Origin of the sequence: Sphingobacterium nematocida (assembly GCF_900168125.1) — a bacterium.
Lineage (GTDB): Bacteria > Bacteroidota > Bacteroidia > Sphingobacteriales > Sphingobacteriaceae > Sphingobacterium > Sphingobacterium nematocida.
In genome coordinates, this window is sequence record NZ_FUZF01000007.1 from 65944 (window position 1) to 84697 (window position 18754).

The 18754-nt window shown below is 39.6% G+C and carries 14 protein-coding genes; 2 read left to right on the forward strand and 12 right to left on the reverse strand.

Going from position 1 to position 18754, the window contains the following annotated elements; all coding sequences use genetic code 11:
- Window positions 1-3: 3 nt before the first annotated feature.
- From B5X76_RS09545 to B5X76_RS09590, 10 genes are all read right to left on the reverse strand, one after another.
- Window positions 4-1167 carry a TlpA family protein disulfide reductase gene (locus tag B5X76_RS09545; protein WP_176141035.1) on the reverse strand — a complete coding sequence of 388 codons (1164 nt, stop codon included), beginning with the start codon at window positions 1165-1167 and terminating at the stop codon, window positions 4-6.
- 164 nt (window positions 1168-1331) lie between these two features.
- A complete protein-coding gene (locus B5X76_RS09550; protein ID WP_079642885.1) occupies window positions 1332-2912 on the reverse strand; it encodes a PKD-like family lipoprotein in 1581 nt (526 codons plus the stop codon).
- A 15-nt stretch (window positions 2913-2927) separates the two neighbouring features.
- Window positions 2928-3734 (reverse strand): DUF4843 domain-containing protein, encoded by an 807-nt coding sequence (locus B5X76_RS09555; RefSeq protein WP_079642886.1) that lies wholly within the window; start codon window positions 3732-3734, stop codon window positions 2928-2930.
- A gap of 9 nt (window positions 3735-3743) precedes the next feature.
- Window positions 3744-5168, reverse strand: a complete 1425-nt coding sequence (locus tag B5X76_RS09560) for a RagB/SusD family nutrient uptake outer membrane protein (RefSeq protein ID WP_079642887.1) — start codon at window positions 5166-5168, stop codon at window positions 3744-3746.
- 8 nt (window positions 5169-5176) lie between these two features.
- Window positions 5177-8704, reverse strand: a complete 3528-nt coding sequence (locus B5X76_RS09565) for a SusC/RagA family TonB-linked outer membrane protein (RefSeq protein ID WP_079642888.1) — start codon at window positions 8702-8704, stop codon at window positions 5177-5179.
- 166 nt (window positions 8705-8870) lie between these two features.
- Window positions 8871-9992: a FecR family protein gene (locus tag B5X76_RS09570; RefSeq protein ID WP_079642889.1), complete on the reverse strand. Its 1122-nt coding sequence runs from the start codon at window positions 9990-9992 to the stop codon at window positions 8871-8873.
- A gap of 70 nt (window positions 9993-10062) precedes the next feature.
- Window positions 10063-10626, reverse strand: coding sequence for an RNA polymerase sigma factor (locus tag B5X76_RS09575; RefSeq protein ID WP_079642890.1), 564 nt, complete (start codon window positions 10624-10626; stop codon window positions 10063-10065).
- A gap of 137 nt (window positions 10627-10763) precedes the next feature.
- Window positions 10764-11648, reverse strand: a complete 885-nt coding sequence (miaA, locus tag B5X76_RS09580) for a tRNA (adenosine(37)-N6)-dimethylallyltransferase MiaA (protein WP_139375266.1) — start codon at window positions 11646-11648, stop codon at window positions 10764-10766.
- A gap of 14 nt (window positions 11649-11662) precedes the next feature.
- Window positions 11663-12835 carry a Gfo/Idh/MocA family protein gene (locus B5X76_RS09585; RefSeq protein WP_079642892.1) on the reverse strand — a complete coding sequence of 391 codons (1173 nt, stop codon included), beginning with the start codon at window positions 12833-12835 and terminating at the stop codon, window positions 11663-11665.
- Window positions 12836-12889: 54 nt separating this feature from the next.
- Window positions 12890-13669 carry a hypothetical protein gene (locus tag B5X76_RS09590; protein ID WP_079642893.1) on the reverse strand — a complete coding sequence of 260 codons (780 nt, stop codon included), beginning with the start codon at window positions 13667-13669 and terminating at the stop codon, window positions 12890-12892.
- Window positions 13670-13692: 23 nt separating this feature from the next.
- On the opposite strand from B5X76_RS09590, the gene def reads away from it, so the two are divergent.
- Window positions 13693-14277 carry a peptide deformylase gene (gene def / locus B5X76_RS09595; RefSeq protein WP_079642894.1) on the forward strand — a complete coding sequence of 195 codons (585 nt, stop codon included), beginning with the start codon at window positions 13693-13695 and terminating at the stop codon, window positions 14275-14277.
- Window positions 14278-14315: 38 nt separating this feature from the next.
- On the opposite strand, the gene B5X76_RS09600 is transcribed toward def, so the two are convergent.
- The gene (locus B5X76_RS09600; protein WP_079642895.1) at window positions 14316-15371 is read right to left on the reverse strand and encodes a sugar phosphate isomerase/epimerase family protein; all 1056 of its coding nucleotides are present in this window, start codon (window positions 15369-15371) and stop codon (window positions 14316-14318) included.
- Between the two features lie 394 nt (window positions 15372-15765).
- On the opposite strand from B5X76_RS09600, the gene B5X76_RS09610 reads away from it, so the two are divergent.
- Window positions 15766-17508 carry an aromatic amino acid hydroxylase gene (locus tag B5X76_RS09610; protein ID WP_079642897.1) on the forward strand — a complete coding sequence of 581 codons (1743 nt, stop codon included), beginning with the start codon at window positions 15766-15768 and terminating at the stop codon, window positions 17506-17508.
- Here B5X76_RS09610 and B5X76_RS09615 read toward each other — a convergent pair.
- On the reverse strand, window positions 17505-18731 hold the full coding sequence (locus tag B5X76_RS09615) for a glycosyltransferase (protein ID WP_079642898.1): 1227 nt from the start codon (window positions 18729-18731) through the stop codon (window positions 17505-17507). The genes B5X76_RS09610 and B5X76_RS09615 overlap by 4 nt on opposite strands.
- Between the last annotated feature and the right edge of the window lie 23 nt (window positions 18732-18754).

Genomic DNA, 18754 nt, shown 5'->3' on the forward strand with positions numbered 1-18754 from the left:
GTTTTAGTAACCGTATATATGCTTAAGAGCGACATCAATATCATCTGTTGCTGAAGCTGTGATTCTCAAAATGACCTTGCCTTCGGCATCGACCAATATCTTGGTCGGAAAACCTGTGATACCATAGGATTTAACAACGTCAAACTGCTCCTTATTCTCATTGTTTAAAACATTCACCCAATGTATCCCTAATTCATCTATCGCTTTCTTCCAGGTTGCACTTGCTTCATCCAGGGTTTTGCCTCGCTCTTGCGCTACGCCTACGATTTCAAAGCCTTTGTCTTTGTACTTCTCATGCAGTTCTAAAAGATGCGGCATACCGGCACGACAAGGACCACACCAGCTTCCCCAAAAGTCAATCAGAAAAACTTTTCCTCTTAAATCATCTAATTTAAACGGCTTTCCTGTAGCGGTCGTCCTTGCAAAGGTCTGGGCGGCTGTGCCTTTGGTGGTAACAATCTCCCGCTGTATGTTGCTTTGGATTTCTTTACCCATTTTTGTGTTATGATAACGATGATCTATCGCAGCAAACGCTTTAGCATAATTATCCGTCGTGTAAAGGTTTTTAAGCCTATACAATAAGAATAAGCTAACATAGGAGTGAGGATGGGAAAGAACAAATTTCTTTTGTAATGCTCCTTCTTGTCTATGAAACTCACTAAGCTGTTTCATTAAGATCTTCCCTTCTTCCGTATCGCTCTTTATTTCTCCTTTTTTTATTGGCTCATATAAAGCTGTAATCTTACGCGAAAAGTCTGCGGTAGATTGCCGAAGGATATTGTAATCATTATTTTCCCCTCCTCCAGATACCTCAGCTAATTCTAACTCATCTTGCTGCCCTGTAATCTTGATATCATCTTTGTGAATAAAAATATTTAAAGGCCTATACATAGCCCCATTCATTGGATCTGAACCTGTAAATCTCAACATTCCGTCAACAACTAAAGCCTGTTTAGGAACAGTAAGCTGAAACGACCCAGACATTACATTTGCGGATGCCCGAAAATCCTGTCCATTATGGTCCGTAAATGAAAACCAAACTTTTTGAATCTGATCGGCGGAACCTTGTTTTAATATCCCGCTAACAAGAAGGCTATCTCCCTGTGCATAAGAAAGCGCAGGAAATATTATTAAACCTGCAATAATTAAACTCCAGAATCTATTCATCTTTAAATTTTTACTTTTCAAAAAATGCATAAATCAAATAGATTCCTCTTTCTCCCTCACGAAAGAGATAAAGAGTAACTATAACTGATATACCATTACTAATAATAGTGTTAGGGACAGATGTTCCTAACACTATTGCTTTAAGATTAACGTATTTTAATATATTACCACCCTAGAGGAAATTCTGCTTCCGTCACATCAGCCACTCTGCCGAATCCATTAAAGGATAGGAATGTTTTGTAGTCCGCGTTAAACTGTGGCGTATCAAACACTTCAACTTTACCAGAAGTCTGTGGCGCAACAGGATCTAATGAAGCGACAACTAAACCGACTACGTCTGGAAGAAACCTTTTCCCATAGGTGTTAGCATTATTTGGATTAATAACACTACTATAGGATACTGATGTACTTCTCAAATATTTGAATACAGTTATTTCCTTATTGCCGTAATCTTTCATAAGCTTTACACTACTTTCACTTGGATCATACTGGTATATTTTTCCACCCACAGCATATTGCAAATAACCATAACGAGGATCAACCTCAAAGTGCTGGGCTTGGGCTATACCGGGCAGTGATGTAATATCTGTTAAAAAATTGGCGGAAAAAGCACTTGCGGTATTTGTCATTCGGGCTAGAAAATATTTCCCAGACTTGGTCAATACCGCATAAGCCTGTCCACCAAATGCAACCGTTTGATTCATCCAAACCATATCCATGTCCACTTTATTCGGATTGAATGCCGCATTATTTTGGTCATAAGTCAATGGTGTCTGTGAAACAGCTACAGCTGAGCTCATATTCCTCACGAAACGCTTATTGGTAATATCATACATCAGACAGGAAGGTCCTGCTGTTGGTGCGATAAATGGTGATACTTTAAAATATGTGCCATCTGCAAGTCGGTTTATCGGCGTTCCTACATTGACCTGAAAAACAGCATACTTTACAAAAACGTCATTCCCCTTTACCACATAACCATCCCTACTGGCTGTGGGGCGAATGGCATCAATGGTTTCAAATTCAGTAGGGTTAACTGTCTCATATTTAAAACTGTATTGATCAGACCAGATAAATCCGTCAGTAACATTTGTTTTCTCTGTATTTTTATCGGTGCCGACATACACAAAATACTTAACACCATTCCCTGTAGCTGGTGTTTGATTTGACCAGGTAGTAATAAACTTAGGTTTACCCAATAGAGACATAGTATTTTTACTAACATCCTTGATACTATCCTGGAAGTTGGTATGATGTTTTGAGTAATTTGCTAAAGTATGATTCCACTCGAAGAGATCAATTTTTGATTTTCCATTATCATCAGATAATATCATCCATCCACCATTAAACCCAGAACCAACCCTTATCGTAAATTTTTGTTCCCATAATAGATTCGTAGATTTTTCTTTTGCTTTAAAGTAAACCGTATAATCGCCAATAGGTAAAGAAATAACTTCATTCAGATGTTCTTTGGTACTAATTCGTAATGGTTCTTGGTTTAAACCTTGACGATAGGCTAACCATTCAAAATCATAATCACTTGAAGAGAGCGAACTTCCTGACGAGTGGCTCAACTGAGGAACAATTCCTGGATTACCGCCAATTTTCATAACATATGTTTTTTCAATTCCTTGGATAAAAACACTGTCAATACTGTGATAATTATAACTTCCCAAATCTTTTTTACAACTATAACTAAGTAGTAATAAAATCGGAAAAAACATGTATTTTATAGTCTGTTTCATTAGATATCAATATTTTTAACTTGCGTTAGGCCCAACAGTGATTAATTGTTTGTTTTCATCGTAATAAAATCTATCTTCCGAAGCCTCCTTACCCAACCAATACTTCATGTAAGAACCCCAAAAAGTCAGTCTAGCTATTGAAAAGTAATTAGCTTCCGTATATTGGGGATCGGTAAAATGCTCCATATCTTCATTAAAAAGCTTAATGATAAGATTCAATTTTGCTACAGAAAATTTACCAAGATAGCCCTCAGCCGTTGATCTTCTGGTAGCCCAGAAATAAGGTTCTTCAAAAATATTATCTACTATAAGCCGGAAGTCCAGTATTGGAACTCTTCTTTGCATATTATTGGTATATCTGTAATAGATATCTGTATTGAAGTTCTCATTAGGCAACAACCTGAAAGAAGTAACAAACCTACTTTTTTTCATTTCCTCTGTTTTCTTGATATTCAATCTAACAAAACCATGATTTTTTCCGGCAGGAACGACTAGACTACCGTCCGTAAAGGTATAGTGTTCATTTTCTTTAAGTGTAGCATTGGAATTGGTTGATATTTTAAAAACCCTATCTACGTCATAAATCGGCCCCGTAATAGATACCTGAATCGGCACATCCGTTGATATCAAATCTTGAGGCAAAAAACCAAATCTCACATGCAGGCTATCTGTAGGAGTGGTTGCACTTGCTGTCGAATATGGTAATGAAAAATAGATAGACGAGCCACTTTCAGACTCGTTATAAAAATCTAATGCTTTCTCTTTACAGCCAACGAGTGATAAGAAGAGAACAACAATGTATATGTATTTAAACTGTTTCATAGTTTTTTTCTAACGGTTTGCTAATTCTTCGTCTGGAATGGGTACTACCCAAGCAGAGCTAGGGATAGTTCCGTTATTATTATTCGGAAATGAAGATAATATACTCGTAATTTTACGGCGTTTATAGTAATACCAAAGTTGACCTTCACCAAAAAACTCCTTTCTGTACTCTTTCAGTATTTCTGTTTTAAGATCTACGTTTGGCCCTGCTGTAAGAGATGCCAAGCCTCGTGCATTTAAAACTTTATTTAGATAAGCCAACGCTTTAGTGGGATCGGGCTCTGTCTCTGCTAAAATATAGTACATCTCCGACAATCTGATAACAGGAATAACATTGCGTTGCATCTGTAATCCAGGTCGTTTCTCGGCTATATCTGCGTACTTATAGAATGTCCTATAGGGTACTACAGTAGGACTGGGCTTCCAAGTTGTTTGATAACGATAATCTGCGGTTTTTGTTTCAAATATTTTTTCCAGAAATAAATCAGAACCTCCTGCCAAAACATTGTAAGCTAGTTCAAAATGGAAGTACTTATCGTAGTTGTTATATAAATCATTTGAATAAACAGAAAAGAGTAACTCTGTATGGAATATACGATCGGGATTCTGCAAATCTGCTGTAATTTTTGATCCCACTATCCAAGGAAATAAGAGATCAGACACAGCTACAATTTTTTTGGCAGCCTCATTAGCTCCGGCAAAATCCTTTCTCAGCAAAAGAATCCGTGCCTTTGTAGCCAATACGGAAAAATAATTGAAGCGTTGATTATTTTGTAATCTATAACCTAAAGCCTTGACTGGATCATTTTCTAAAAGAGGAAGAGCTTTGTTGATATCTGAAAGTACGGAATCTAATAAGTTATTTGCAGGTAACAAGGGCTGTATCTCTTCGCCGACTTGAGAATAGTAAGGAATAGAGTTCAATGTAGAGTCCTTACTATCATATATCGGCCCATAAAATCTAAATAAATCAAAATGCAAGAACCCTCTTAATCCTAATAGTTCGCCCTTCATAGTCTTCATCCGGTCAGTACCCAACACCTGCTCACCGGTCTTATCGATGTTTTCTAAGAGCTTATTTATGTTAGCAATTGCTACATAGGCTTCAGTCCAGATTGCATCAAATCTTTTAACAACGTCTTTATCCGTATAATCATAACTTCCTATTTTTGACCACTTATTAACTGGACTTCCATTCGTTTTGAATAACTGTGCAAAAATATCCGGTACGGTCAATGTTAGATTATCTCCATACAAACTATTGGACGATAAATTCAAATAAATTCCATTTATGGCCTCTTCATAACCTTCTCTAGAAGAAAATACCTGTTCTTCGGAGAAGCGATCTTCAGGCTGCACATTAAGCCATTTCGTACATGAGCTTGTGAATGTCAGTAAAGACAACACAAATAATATAAATATTGTATTTTTCATCTTATTTCTTATTGAAAGTTAGCGGATAAACTAAATGACACGGTTCTCGCAAACGGATAATCTATCCCCCGCTCTCGCTTTACAGTAGACCAACGGAATATCTCATTCAAATAACCCGTAAATCTTAAATTACTCAATCGAGCGCTCTTCATCCAACTCTTTTCCCTTAAATCATATCCAAGACTAGCAGATTCTAGAGTAAGCGTATTTTCTTTTTGAATAAAACGAGAGGATGGCTTCGTTGATTCATCAATACCATTTTGCTTATTCCAATCGTTTAACTGGATTTTTCTAAACTCAGCAATATCTCCAATATTTTTCCACCGGGAATAGAGTGCTCGCTTATCTTGGTTATGATCTACCATTTCATCCCAAGTAATATTTTCTACCTTATTAAATAAAGCGGTATTGAAAACGCCTTGATTAATAATGTACCTAAAGTTTAAACCAAAGGTCAACCCTTTATAGCTTAAGTTAGAACTGATTACACCTTGAAATTTTGGTGCTGAATTTGCTATTACCACCTCGTCTGCCCAATCATATTGATATGTAATTGTGCCATCTCGCTTTCTAAACAGTTCATTTCCTGTACTTGGATCTATTCCCAAAGACGGTACGGACCAGATATCATTCGGAGAACCTCCATCGCGGTATTTGGTTAAACTCTTACTTTCTCTAAGACTCTTATTTAGCGTTTCCAAAATCGACCCAAAACCTGAATAAGTTTGTTTAACAGAAGATGAGGTCAAACCTAATGTCCAGACAATCCTTTCTGATGGCCTGAAAATAGGAGAATAACGAGAAATTAATTCTATTCCGTCAACAGTCAGTTCTCCTGCATTTATTGGGTAATTCTTTAATGCAGTTGATGGGGGCAACGATATACCGACAACCATAGGATCGGTAAACTTTCGGTAGGCATTCACCTGTAAAGACATACGACCATGGAATAAGTTGGCATCTAAACCAAAGCTGCTTTGTGTGGTCTTTTGCCATTGTAAATTTGGATTGCCTAATGAAGATAGATAAATCCCCTGTCCAAAATAATTGTAGTCTTTATAATAATTATAAGTGCTGATCGATGTATAACTAGAAAAGTTTTGATTTCCTGTAATACCAATATTTGCACGTAAACGTAAAATATCGATCCAGTTTACTTCTTTTAGAAATGATTCATTATTTAAGTTCCAGCTCAACCCTGCTGAGAAAAATGGGGAATAAACATTATTTGTTCCAAAGGAGGTGGATCCATCATAAGTAAAGGACAAATCTGCATTGTAACGACGATCATAAGAATAGTTCAACGAGCTGACCAACGAATTCCTTCGCGTGATTCTTGTTGAAGCCTCTGGTTTACCATCTGTAGCATACCCGTAAGCAAACCGTGGATTTCCGTTACTATTGGTTGGGAAACCTACAGCAAAAAATCCATTACCTTTGTTTGTCTCATCGCTTACCTCTGCCCTTAACAACCCGTTGATTAAATGATTTCCAAAACTTTTACCATAATGAGCACTTATATTTGCGGTATAAGCCATGGTTTCTCTAGTATTTGATCTTAAAGTTCCCCGTTGTAGTACTGGTGTTTGATCAAAACTAAGATCAAGGGGTGATAAGAATACATTCGACTTTGTTGTAAATTTGTTTATCTGCAACGAAGATTCGAATCTCAATGCGTTGTTCAGTTGATAAATCGCCTTCAGATTGTTGGTTAAATCAAAATTGCTAGTTTTATCAAAATTAGGTAACCCTGCGGCATACAACGGGTTATGAATCATTTTTGAAACGGGAATAGAAACACCGTTGTCGTATTGGGTTACTTCACCAATATATCTTTCAGAAATATCTCTCTTTTCATAGTAAGGATTTGTATTAACCCAAGTAGAAAACTTTCCGTATGGTGATTCCTGACTGTTGTAACCGCTTACGTAAAGTTGATTTACAATATTTAATTTCTTACCCCTATAACCGATATTAAGTCTGGTGCCCCAGTTCTTTCCTCCAGAGCCTTTCATCGTTCCGTTATAGTATCGATAATCTCCGCCTATGGAGTAGGTAATGGCATTATCGCCACCACTAACCAGTAACGAATGACGTTGTGAAAAACTATTCTGTAGCGGATCACTCAACCAATAGGAATCTACACCTCTCGCAATTTCTTTTAAATGAAATGAGTAAAGTGAGTCCAAATACTCCTGCCTCTCCCAAGAATCATTACGATAATGACGGGTAAAACGGCCCGACAATCGCTCAAACTCTATCTTCTCAGCAGCATTCATCATATTGTATCCCGATATGTCAGGAAACTCAATATTACCATCTGTCGTGTAATTAAAGATCAACTCCCCTGCTTTGGGTCTAATGGTTTCGATAACAACTACACCATTAGACGCGCGAGATCCATAGGCCGCTGTTGAAGCAGCATCCTTCAACAACGTAACCGAAGCAATGCGATTTATATCTAAATCAACAATTGTTTTTAAAGATGTTTCGAATCCATCCAAAATAAATAAAGGTTGATTTGGGTCCTTAGAAAATTCATCTCTCAGTCCATCTGTAGATATACTGGTTTGTCCACGAAGTTCAATTGTGGGAAGAGCATTCGGATTGCCCCCAGCAAGGTTATTTTCCATGATCAAAAATGAGGGATCTAATGTCTTTAGTGACTGAATAACATTTGTGTTAGAGACAGCTTTTAACTCCTCCATTGTAAATGATGATGTGGCTCCTGTAAAGGTTTCTTTTTTCCTTTCCATCATACCTGTAATAATGACCTCGCCGACTTCATTTTCCTGCTTTTTCAACCGGACAACCATCTGATTTCGCTCCAGACTAGCTTTGATTTCTTTACTTTGATAGCCCAAATAAGAGATGACAATAACTTCGTTAAGCGCTGTGATAGGCAGGTTAAATGTTCCATCTTCTTGAGTTGCTATTGCTCTCTTGGGATCTGATTTAACACGTACCGACGCTCCCTTTATTGGATTACCGCTTTCATCCAAGACCTGTCCGCGAACAACCTGCTGTAATGCAGACTCTACTACTTTGACCATATTGGGTGATAGTTCCCGATTCATTGTCTGCGATTGAAGCTCCCGTCCTTTCTTAATGACAATGGTTTTGTCAAAGTATTCGAAAGTGAAGTTTGCATTCTTCAGCACGTTATTCAACGCCTGATTCAATGGCATATTCTTGACATCGACATCGACTCCTTTAACAGGAGATACATCGGACTTTTTGTAAAAAAAAGTATAGCCACTTTGCTTCTCAAAATCTTTTAAGATAGCTTCTAAACTTGTCTTTTGACGCTTTAGCGTGACCTGTTGGGCGTAGGTACTGGCATCTACCTGAGACAATCCTAGCCCTAGCAGTAAGGTGATTAGGTTGATTTTCATCAATGATCGACATAGCGGTCCTGCTAGAAAAGGCGGGGTCTTTGTTTTTTCAAACACCGCCCGTGGGTTAGTTTGAGATGGCTCAATTAGAGACACGCCATCTTTCCCATTCTGCGAGAACGGATTTAAAGAAATTTTCATTAATTTCGAATGTTGGGTTGTAACGATTAAAAATTAGTTCACTTATTGATCTTCGGCCTTCAACTACTCATCGGGTTCTGCGCCAACAGAATCCGATTTTTGCTTTACTCACCCTGAGCTATCCTGAATTGTGGTATTGTCTTTCTGTTTTCTTCATGTTTTTAGATTATGTAATAGTTAAGTTAATTCGCTTATCAGTGCCCACAACGGCTTTGATCTGCAGCTCCGCATAGTTCAATAGTTCAATAAGTCTATCCAATGGAAGATTTCTCGGAATCTTACCTATATATTGTGCCACATTGTGCTTCCGTTCGTAATCGATATCGATATCATACCAGCGTGCAATCTCTTGCAGTACCTCGCCCGTATTGGTTCCATCAAAACAAAACTGCCCTCTGGTCCAACTCAAAACATCATCAATATTGACGGTCTTGGTCTCTAAACGCTGGCCTATGGAACTCGCCTGCTGATTGGGCTTTAGTATAGCCGTACTTGCGGCTAACGTAACCTGCACTGATCCTTCTGCCAGTGTTGTCTGTTCATTTTTTTCTTGTGGATAGGATTTGACATTAAATTTAGTTCCCAAAACTTGTATTTTCTGTCCTTTAGCTTCTACGATAAAGCGGCTTTTGTTGTTCGTTTTTGTCACTTCAAAATAACCTTCGCCTTCCAATTGTACGATACGATCTCCTGCACCAAAAGAGGAAGGATAGGTCAATTTTGAATCCGAATTGAGTGTAACGCGGGTTCCATCGACTAAGGTCAATTGATAGGTTGCTGCCTTCGGGATACGCAAGCTGTTGGATTGAATCTTTTCTTTGCCGTCTGACGCATTATGATAGCTTACCTTTCCCTCCGCATCCTTGGTGATAATGGTCTCTCCTACTTGCAGACTTTGATTGAGCGCAAGTTGATCTAAATCTATTTCCTGGCCGTTCTCTAAGACAATGATCGCCCTTTCTTTTGCCGGTTCAACCTGTGCCAACTGCGCTAACGTGGCAATCTCCGGTCTATTAATGGTGTTCCATATAAAGTATCCGCCGATCAAGAAGACGGCTGCAGCTGCCGACCAGCGATAGATATGTTTTACATTAAAAGGCTTTGACTCATTCTTAATAGAAAGCAGAATACGTTCTTTGGCTTGTTGCTGGATATGCCCGACCTGAGTATCGTCTACCGTGGAGTTCACATTCAAATCTTCATACCACGAAGTCACCTCACGTCGATCGCTCTCCGTTGTATTTAAAAAATTAGTTAGCTGTTGATATAATCTCTTTATATACATCATAACAAAATGGCCAAAATATAGGGTCAGTTATTAGATAAGTGTATAAAAAGGGAGGTAACCTCTACTCTATTTAGAAAAAAAGTAAAAAATTCTTTGAAATATCACGCAACTTACTGATAGCCTTATTAATATGTTTCTCAACAGTAGACTCCGAAATGTCCATACGCGCTGCTATTTCTTTATTAGTAAGATACTCGTGGCGGCTCAATTTAAAAACGGCCCTACATTTATCGGGAAGATTTTCGATTTCATGGTTCACCATATCGATGACATAGCGATAGTGCAAACGATCCTCTAGGGGAACTGTTTCGTCAAGAAGATCCAGTTCTTCCAAATCCACCGGATTTGCTCGCTTCAACTCCTGGCGATAATGGGCCAAAATAAGATATCTGCAGGAAGAGTAAAGATACGCTGGAAGAGATGCTATCTCCAACATATTATGTCGGTTGCGCCAAAGGGAAAGAAAAAGATCGTGGAGGATGTCCTCTGCCACCTGGTAGTCCGATACTTTGGACAGTATATGTCGGGTGAGGTCTGCTGAAAACAGATCATACAGCAATGAAAAGGCTCTTTCATCTCCTTTTACAATACGCTCTAAAAGCGGCCGAAAATCTGATAATTCGCTCTCCTTCATAACTATTCGCTGCTAAAGCTAACAAATTTATAATACAAACGAATGTGAAACTTACTTCGCGACAAAACGTATGTTCTCCGAATCGACAGCAAATATAAAACAAAGACTACTATTTCTATAGATTATTTTAAACTTATTTAAAACCACTGGATATCAACACCGTCTTTCTCCATCTTCCGGAAATAGGTCATCTGACGCTTGGCGTAACGGTGTATCTCTGTTTCAAGTTTCTGAACAAAATTTTCGTACGATAAAAGCCCTTGTAGGTAATGGCTAATGTATCGATACTCCAAGCCATAATAATCCAATTGGTCATGCGTAAGACCTTTGCCGAGTAAAGCCTGGACCTCCTCGATCATGCCCTGTCCAATGCGCTCGTATAGACGCTTAGAAATACGCGCTCTGCGTGTATTTACATCAGGATTAAGACCAATTACGATCGCTTTATAAACGGGTACGGGGGTAGGCAATACATGCCCCGGTTTGGAAAGCCAGATTAAAATCTCCAATGCGCGCACCATTCTTTTTTTTGATGAACGGTCTATTAAATACCCTTCAGGAATCGGGTAATGATTCAAAAGTTTTTCTATTTCCTCCTTGCTTCTGGACTCTTGCTCTCGTCTCCAATCGAAGTCTGTAGGTATCTGATTGTAGGGTTGGGAAGTAAGTAAGGCCTGCAGATAAAATCCTGTGCCACCGCATACGATTACCCGATTGCCTCTTGCCTTGATCTTAGCATATGCTTGTTCAAAATCGGCCAGAAAACGCGATACATTATACTGTTCGCCCGGTTCAACTATATCAATAAGATGGTAAGGGATATTTTCATATTCCTGAATATCCTTACCTGTACCTATATCCATATCGCGGTAAACCTGTCGGGAATCGGCGCTGATTATTTCTGCACCAAGGGTTTTGGCCAATTGTACAGCGAGCCTTGTCTTACCAGATGCTGTAGGGCCCAAAAGAACTAAAATATCTTTATCAAGAAAGTCTACTTCCTGATAAAGATATTCCAGCATATTTGTAGGGTTTATCACAGGACAAATTTAGTCCATTTTTCGTTACCCTCATTATTTTTTACTACGGTATCTATAAATGCCATACCACGTACTCCATCGGCAACAGTCGGAAAGTCTTGTGCCTCAGCGCTAGGCGTTAAACCTTCCCGCTTTGCGGATACGGTTAATGCGAAATTCCGATAGATATTTGCAAATGATTCCAACAGACCCTCAGGGTGCCCGGCTGGTATGCGTGTATTGTGTGTCGCGAATGAGCTCAACGTGTAAGGCGCCGCATAAGCATTGCCCGTACGGTACAATTGACGCGGCTGATCTAGCATTTTGATGATCAGATTGTTTGGATCTTCATTTGCCCACTCTAATCCCCCCTTTTCGCCGTAAATACGGATCCGAACGGCATTTTCCTCACCTGCTGAAATCTGCGATGCCATAAGAACTCCTTTTGCTCCATTATCAAAGCGCAACAGTACAGAACCATCATCATCCAACAAACGACCTTCTACGAACGTTGTTAAGTCGGCACAGAGTTCTGTAATACGGTGACCAGATACATACTCTGCAAGATGTGCCGCATGGGTACCGATATCTCCCATTACCAAGGATTTGCCGGAACGTTTTGGGTCTGCCCGCCATGCCGCACCAGCATTGCCTTCGCGCTCGGAAAGACGGCTCAACCAACCTTGAGGATACTCTACTACAATCTTACGGATCTTGCCAAAGTGCCCCTCTCTAACCATCGCTTTCGCTTGCTTCACCATGGGATAGCCTGAATAAGTATGCGTAAGGCAAAGAGTACGCCCTGTACGCTGTACAATCTCTTGTAATTCTTGCGCCTCTTCCAAAGAAACAGTCATAGGCTTCTCTACAACGACATCAAACCCACTCTCTAATGCAAGTCGTGCTGGTTCAAAATGGAGAAAATTGGGCGTTACAATGGTCAAAAAATCCATCCGCTCTCCTTCTGGTAACAGCGCTTCTTTTTCAATCATTGTTTTATAATCTGGATAGACACGGTCATCATCAACGAACAACTCTCTTCCGGACTCTTTTGATATCTCCGGATTGACACTGAAAGCTCCGCAAACCAATTCGATTTTTCCATCCATAAAGGCTGCTATACGGTGTACTGCGCCAATAAAAGCGTCTTTTCCCCCGCCGACCATGCCCATGCGTAATCTACGTTTCATATATGTATATTATCTAAGTTTAATGTTGAAGGATGTTAAAATAACAAAAACTATTTAAAGAATAAGTTTTAATTTTAAACTTCCCTTATTTTCAACGTAGTAGTCGATTTGGTCTAGATCTGTAAAATGAAGCTGCCGTCGGCCTCCTATTATGGCAAAGCGCAATGGGGACATAAACCCAACCGGTTTAAAACCTATTGTCTGCAGGGAAGAGTCGTCTGAAGACCAATCCCTGTCGGTATAGGTCATGATATCTTGTGGAGCAAAGTCCTTAATAAAGGATTTCAACAATTTGGATAAACCACCAACGACCAACACGTCTCCTTTGTGGCAAAAACGTATTAACTCAAAGGATCTATAATTCGGGCCTAACGTCTGCATAATACGTCCTCCACTGAATACAGCAACAGAGACCAGCTCCCCTTGATGGAATAGCCCATATCGGTATTTGCCAGGTATTGCTCCCTGAAGATGATGTTCTTCTTGAAAAGCCATGGATACCCCCTTGTCGATACGAGCCACGACAGTACTGCGCGCATAAATCCGCTCTCCTAACCCCTGTAGCCCTCTAACCCGATTGATAATTTTTTGAGGAACGGTCATCAATTGGTCGTAGTCTATATGTATTACCGTCTGATCTTGGCTCTCGGCTGCACGAACCGTTTTGGGGTAATATAAAAACAAGATAAACCGTTCAGTACGAACTTCAACAAAGTCAAGATGCTGCTTTTCCTGTTGGATAAGAAGTTGTTTTCTTAATAGCTGAACAAAGCTTACTATATCTTTCTTTGGATCTTGCACGGGTATAAATTTACGACAAAAATAAAAATTCATACCTTTGCAGAAGATTTAGTAGAATGAAATTACCAATAGTAGCATACGGTGATCCGATATTGAGGAAAAAAGCCGAAGAAATAGAAGAAGATTATCCTCAATTGAAAGAGTTGATTGATAATATGTTTGAAACCATGTACGGAGCACATGGCGTTGGTCTGGCAGCACCTCAGGTTGGCCTTGCTTTGCGCCTATTTGTAATAGATGGCTCTCCCTTCGCAGAAGATGAGGACGGTGAAGGCGACCCAAACCTGAAAGATTTTAAGAAAGTCTTTATTAATCCCATTATTGTAAAAGAGCATGGAGAAAAATGGGCTTTTAACGAAGGTTGTCTTTCTATTCCGGATATTAACGAAGAGGTTTTGCGCCCTTCGAACGTCCTTATTAACTATCTAGACGAAAACTTTGAGGAACACGAAGAAGAGCTGTCTGGTCTAGCCGCACGTATCGTGCAGCATGAGTATGACCATATCGAAGGCAAACTATTTGTAGACAAACTCGGTCCATTGAAAAAGACCATGTTAAAAGGCAAGCTCGACCAAATTTCCAAAGGTCAAATACGAGTGGGTTATAAAATGAAATTTCCGCTTCAAAAGAAAGGAAGATAAAACAAAGCGGCCCGAAACATTTCGGGCCGCTTTCTATTTTAACTTAGTCCTAAGATTTCTTTATTAAATGCCGCATCGGCTCCGGTAGAAGCAAAATCATCAAAAGCCTTGTCCGTAACACGGATAATATGATCGGCTATAAACTTCGCTCCCTCTGTAGCTCCATCAATTTGATTCTTGATACAGCACTCCCACTCCATAACAGCCCATCCATCGTAACCATACTGGGTCAACTTGCTGAAAATAGTTTTGAAGTCTACCTGCCCATCTCCAGGAGAGCGGTATCTACCTGCCCGATTTAACCAACTCTGGTATCCACCAAAAGTACCTTGCTTGCCCGTAGGATTAAACTCGGAATCTTTTACGTGGAATGCCTTAATACGTTCATGATAAAAGTCGATGTACTGTATGTAGTCCAACTGTTGCAATACGAAGTGCGATGGATCATACAACAGACAGGCTCTCGGGTGATTATTTACCTTCTCCAAAAACATCTCATAAGTAATACCATCGAATAGATCTTCTCCGGGATGAATCTCGTAACAGACATCTACGCCACAGTCTTCAAACGTATCAAGAATCGGAGTCCAACGTTTAGCAAGTTCGGTAAACGCCTCGTCCACCAAGCCGTCAGGGCGCTGTGGCCAAGGGTGAAAATATTGCCACAACAACGAACCACTAAATGTGGCATGGGCTGTGATTCCCAGATTCTGAGAGGCTTTAGCGGCATATTTGAGCTGCTGAATAGCCCACTCGGTACGAGCCTTAGGATTGTTTCTGAGCTTCTCTGGAGCGAAGGCATCAAATAACTTGTCATAAGCAGGATGAACAGCCACTAACTGCCCCTGTAAATGCGTAGACAATTCGGTGATTTCCAAACCCGCTTCATTAAGTTTTCCTTTATACTCATCTGCATAGGTCTTGCTCTCCGCTGCCTTTTGCAGATCAAAGTATTTTGCATCTCCTGTAGGAATCTGCAGTCCCTTAAAGCCTAAGGATTTTGCCCATTTAGCGATATTATCGATAGAATTGAATGGTTCTTCTTCAGCAATAAATTGCGCTAAAAAAATACCAGGACCTTTAATTGTTTTCATTCGTATGTGTATAATTATTCGTGCATTTAATTGTTTTCTCGATGGAACTCATGAATGCTTCGCATCTATTTATGAAGGTGTCTAAAAAGGAACCAATAATCGTCATTGCGAACCTGAGGAAGAATAACGAGAATTTCGACCTTTTTAGGCAGTCTCTGTTTATTTTTTTTAAAGTAAGTTTAAGTCGTGTTATACCGCTCTTCTGCAACAAATCGGAAAAAGGCCCGTTTTTAAAACAAGAAACTACGATTTACGAACAATAAAGATAGGATTTTAAAGTGGCAAAACTTATCGATTAGTAACAAAAAGGTTTGTAAAATATTATTTCACGATTCATCTATTTCTTAGAATTTATGCGAGATTTTATTAAGTTTGATAATTAAATAAGCAAGTTATGCACACAAATTATGAGTCAAATCCTATTTTAGACCGCCTACCCCAACACTTAAGGCAGTTTATCAAACCCCAGAATTACGAGGATTATACACCTATAAATCAGGCTGTATGGCGCTATGTCATGCGGAAAAATGTAGACTACCTTTCTAAAGTGGCACATGATTCTTATCTGGAAGGGTTAAACAAAACGGGATTGGAAATCGATAAAATTCCTGACATGTACGGTATGAACCGTATTTTGAAAGAAATAGGATGGGCTGCTGTAGCTGTAGATGGTTTTATCCCTCCCAATGCATTCATGGAATTTCAGGCTTATCACGTCCTGGTCATCGCATCTGATATCCGTCAACTGGAGAATATAGAATACACTCCTGCACCGGATATCATTCATGAAGGTGCTGGTCATGCACCTATTATTGCAAATAAAGAATACGCAGAGTATTTAAGACGTTTTGGTGAAATTGGCAGTAAAGCAATATCATCGGCGCATGACTACCAAATTTATGAAGCTATACGTGAACTTTCGATCCTTAAAGAGGCAGAAGGAACTCCAATAGCCGAAATAGAACGGGTCGAAAAGCTGGTCAATGACCTACAGAATAAAAAAATTGAACCATCGGAGATGGCTTTGATTCGCAATCTACACTGGTGGACTGTAGAATATGGCCTAATCGGAACCCTAGATGACCCGAAAATATATGGTGCAGGCTTACTTTCTTCCATTGGCGAATCGGCTTGGTGTATGCGCGATGAGGTAAAGAAAATTCCATATGATATAAGTGCCGCTTATCAAGGTTTTGACATCACAAAACCACAGCCACAACTGTACGTTACACCGGATTTTGCTTTCTTAAGTCTTGTTCTGGAAGATTTTGCCAATACTATGGCCTTGAGAACCGGTGGGTCTAGTGGCATAAAAAAGCTTATAGAATCTCAGGCATTGGGTACATTGGAGTTGTCTACCGGAATCCAGATATCTGGGATTTTCAACCGTGTCATTGAACACGAAGGTAAACCTATCTACATCCAAACGGGCTCTCCAACCGCGCTTGCTTATCACGACAAAGAGCTGATCAACCATGGTACAGATTACCATAGCCATGGATTCGGTTCGCCAATAGGCAAGTTAAAAGGCATCAACCTCTCGATAGAAGATATGAGCCCCAAAGATCTGCAAGCCTACGATATCGAAGAAGGGAAAGAGGTTCGATTAGAGTTTGAAGGCGGGGTGACTGTAGAAGGACGTATCGTGACGGGACGTCGCAACATTAGGGGCAAAATAATTCTGATAACGTTAGAAAACTGTACGGTGCACCATCACGATGAAGTACTCTTTCAACCCGAATGGGGTACATATGATATGGCTATAGGAAAGAAAGTCGTATCTTGTTTTTCAGGACCTGCAGACAACAGCAGTTTTGATCTAAACTCCCATGTTTCGGAAACAAAAACAATAAAGCAACCGAAAACAAAGCAAAAGCTAGACTTAGAAAAATTATACTTAAGTGTGCGCGAACACCGGACTCAAGTTCATAAAACAGACCTTGATTCTATATTACAAACAGTAAACAACTCCTACCCAGAAGACTGGCTACTTACATTGGAAGTCTGCGAACTAGCGCATAAAGAAGGAGACAACGTCCTTTTTGAAAAATCAAAACAGTTCTTAAACAAGCTAAAGATTTCCAAGCCAGGGATAAGCCATTTAATTGAAGATGGTCTACAATTAATTGTAACTTAAGGCTGCTGCTTATTTTTCACTTCAATCCATAAGGACATATACTTTGTGGATTGAAGTGATTGATGCATCAATATCTTACCGATGAAGTTGTTATTCCTAAACATGCTGGTATTCTCCAATATTTCCCGAATACGACCGAGTAGTATCTCGCTAAGAGAAGTATCCGCACAGGTATAATTAAATAGGCGAAAGCCGATATCTTGTTTTTCCTTCCAAACCTCAACATTTGTATACAAAATGAGGCTTTTTTGAACGAAACGCAATACGTCATCTTCTACAAATCCAGCCCAGTCCTCATTATCGCTCATAGATTCAACGCCGATGCTACTGCTTACAGAAGGTGTACCTGCATACATCGCATCAACTAGCTTTCCCTTTGCTCCTGCACCAAAAGGAATCGGGGCCAACAAGACTTTGTACTGAGCTATAGTCTGACGGGCATCCTCTGCCCTCCCTTTAATATGAAAACCTTCTTTCGGCTTATGAAGTTGAAAAACCTTCTCAGACGCGTAGGCTCCGAAGATATGAAGTTCCACATGAGGTTCTTTCTTTCTGATTTCTGGCCAAATTTTATGCTTTAGAATCTCTACTGTCCTCCAATTAGGTTCATGTACAAAATTACCAATAAAGACAAAGTCTCTGCGTTGCTCGAAAGTAGGCAAAATACCCATATGTATTTCTTGTATTTTTTCCTCTTGAAAGGGCAAATAGAACAATCTTTCTGGAGAGACCGCAAAGCTATTCATCAAAAGATCCATTTCTGTCTTTGAAATAATCAATGATAAATCGGATCGTAAGATTGCTGCTATTTCTCGCTTAGCCACATCAGTATCAAAACTTATGGGGTTGCCCTTTTTAAAGGCCTCCTGTCTTGCTAGTCGAACAAAATGAAGGTCTTCGGTATCTAATATCCGTAACGTATCAGGGCATTGAGCAGCGACGCGCCATCCGTATTGCTCTTCAACCATAAACCGATCAAATATGACAATGCTTGGAGATAGCTGTTGAATAAATTTATCAAAGGACGAATCATTCAATTGAATAGCGTGTTCATTTATTCCTATGCTTTTCAAGTCAAACGAGTATTCACTCTTGCCTGCTGCAGAAGCAAAATGAACTTCGTAGTGATTTGAAAACAAGCGTATCAAATGTAAAATCCGCCAACCGGCAGCCGAAGATGTGGGTTCAGGCCAAACCAGACCAATAAAAAGTATTTTTAGCATTTATGTAATCTATGCTTTTGTTT

Excerpts from the sequence above, each read along its gene's own strand:
- B5X76_RS09565 (WP_079642888.1), bottom strand. The coding sequence starts at position 8,704 with ATGAAAATTTCTTTAAATCCGTTCTCGCAGAATGGGAAAGATGGCGTG.
- B5X76_RS09610 (WP_079642897.1), top strand. The coding sequence starts at position 15,766 with ATGCACACAAATTATGAGTCAAATCCTATTTTAGACCGCCTACCCCAA.
- miaA (WP_139375266.1), bottom strand. The coding sequence starts at position 11,648 with ATGCTGGAATATCTTTATCAGGAAGTAGACTTTCTTGATAAAGATATT.
- def (WP_079642894.1), top strand. The coding sequence starts at position 13,693 with ATGAAATTACCAATAGTAGCATACGGTGATCCGATATTGAGGAAAAAA.
- B5X76_RS09600 (WP_079642895.1), bottom strand. The coding sequence starts at position 15,371 with ATGAAAACAATTAAAGGTCCTGGTATTTTTTTAGCGCAATTTATTGCT.
- B5X76_RS09570 (WP_079642889.1), bottom strand. The coding sequence starts at position 9,992 with ATGATGTATATAAAGAGATTATATCAACAGCTAACTAATTTTTTAAAT.
- B5X76_RS09555 (WP_079642886.1), bottom strand. The coding sequence starts at position 3,734 with ATGAAACAGTTTAAATACATATACATTGTTGTTCTCTTCTTATCACTC.
- B5X76_RS09585 (WP_079642892.1), bottom strand. The coding sequence starts at position 12,835 with ATGAAACGTAGATTACGCATGGGCATGGTCGGCGGGGGAAAAGACGCT.
- B5X76_RS09550 (WP_079642885.1), bottom strand. The coding sequence starts at position 2,912 with ATGAAACAGACTATAAAATACATGTTTTTTCCGATTTTATTACTACTT.
- B5X76_RS09615 (WP_079642898.1), bottom strand. The coding sequence starts at position 18,731 with ATGCTAAAAATACTTTTTATTGGTCTGGTTTGGCCTGAACCCACATCT.
- B5X76_RS09545 (WP_176141035.1), bottom strand. The coding sequence starts at position 1,167 with ATGAATAGATTCTGGAGTTTAATTATTGCAGGTTTAATAATATTTCCT.
- B5X76_RS09560 (WP_079642887.1), bottom strand. The coding sequence starts at position 5,168 with ATGAAAAATACAATATTTATATTATTTGTGTTGTCTTTACTGACATTC.
- B5X76_RS09590 (WP_079642893.1), bottom strand. The coding sequence starts at position 13,669 with ATGAATTTTTATTTTTGTCGTAAATTTATACCCGTGCAAGATCCAAAG.
- B5X76_RS09575 (WP_079642890.1), bottom strand. The coding sequence starts at position 10,626 with ATGAAGGAGAGCGAATTATCAGATTTTCGGCCGCTTTTAGAGCGTATT.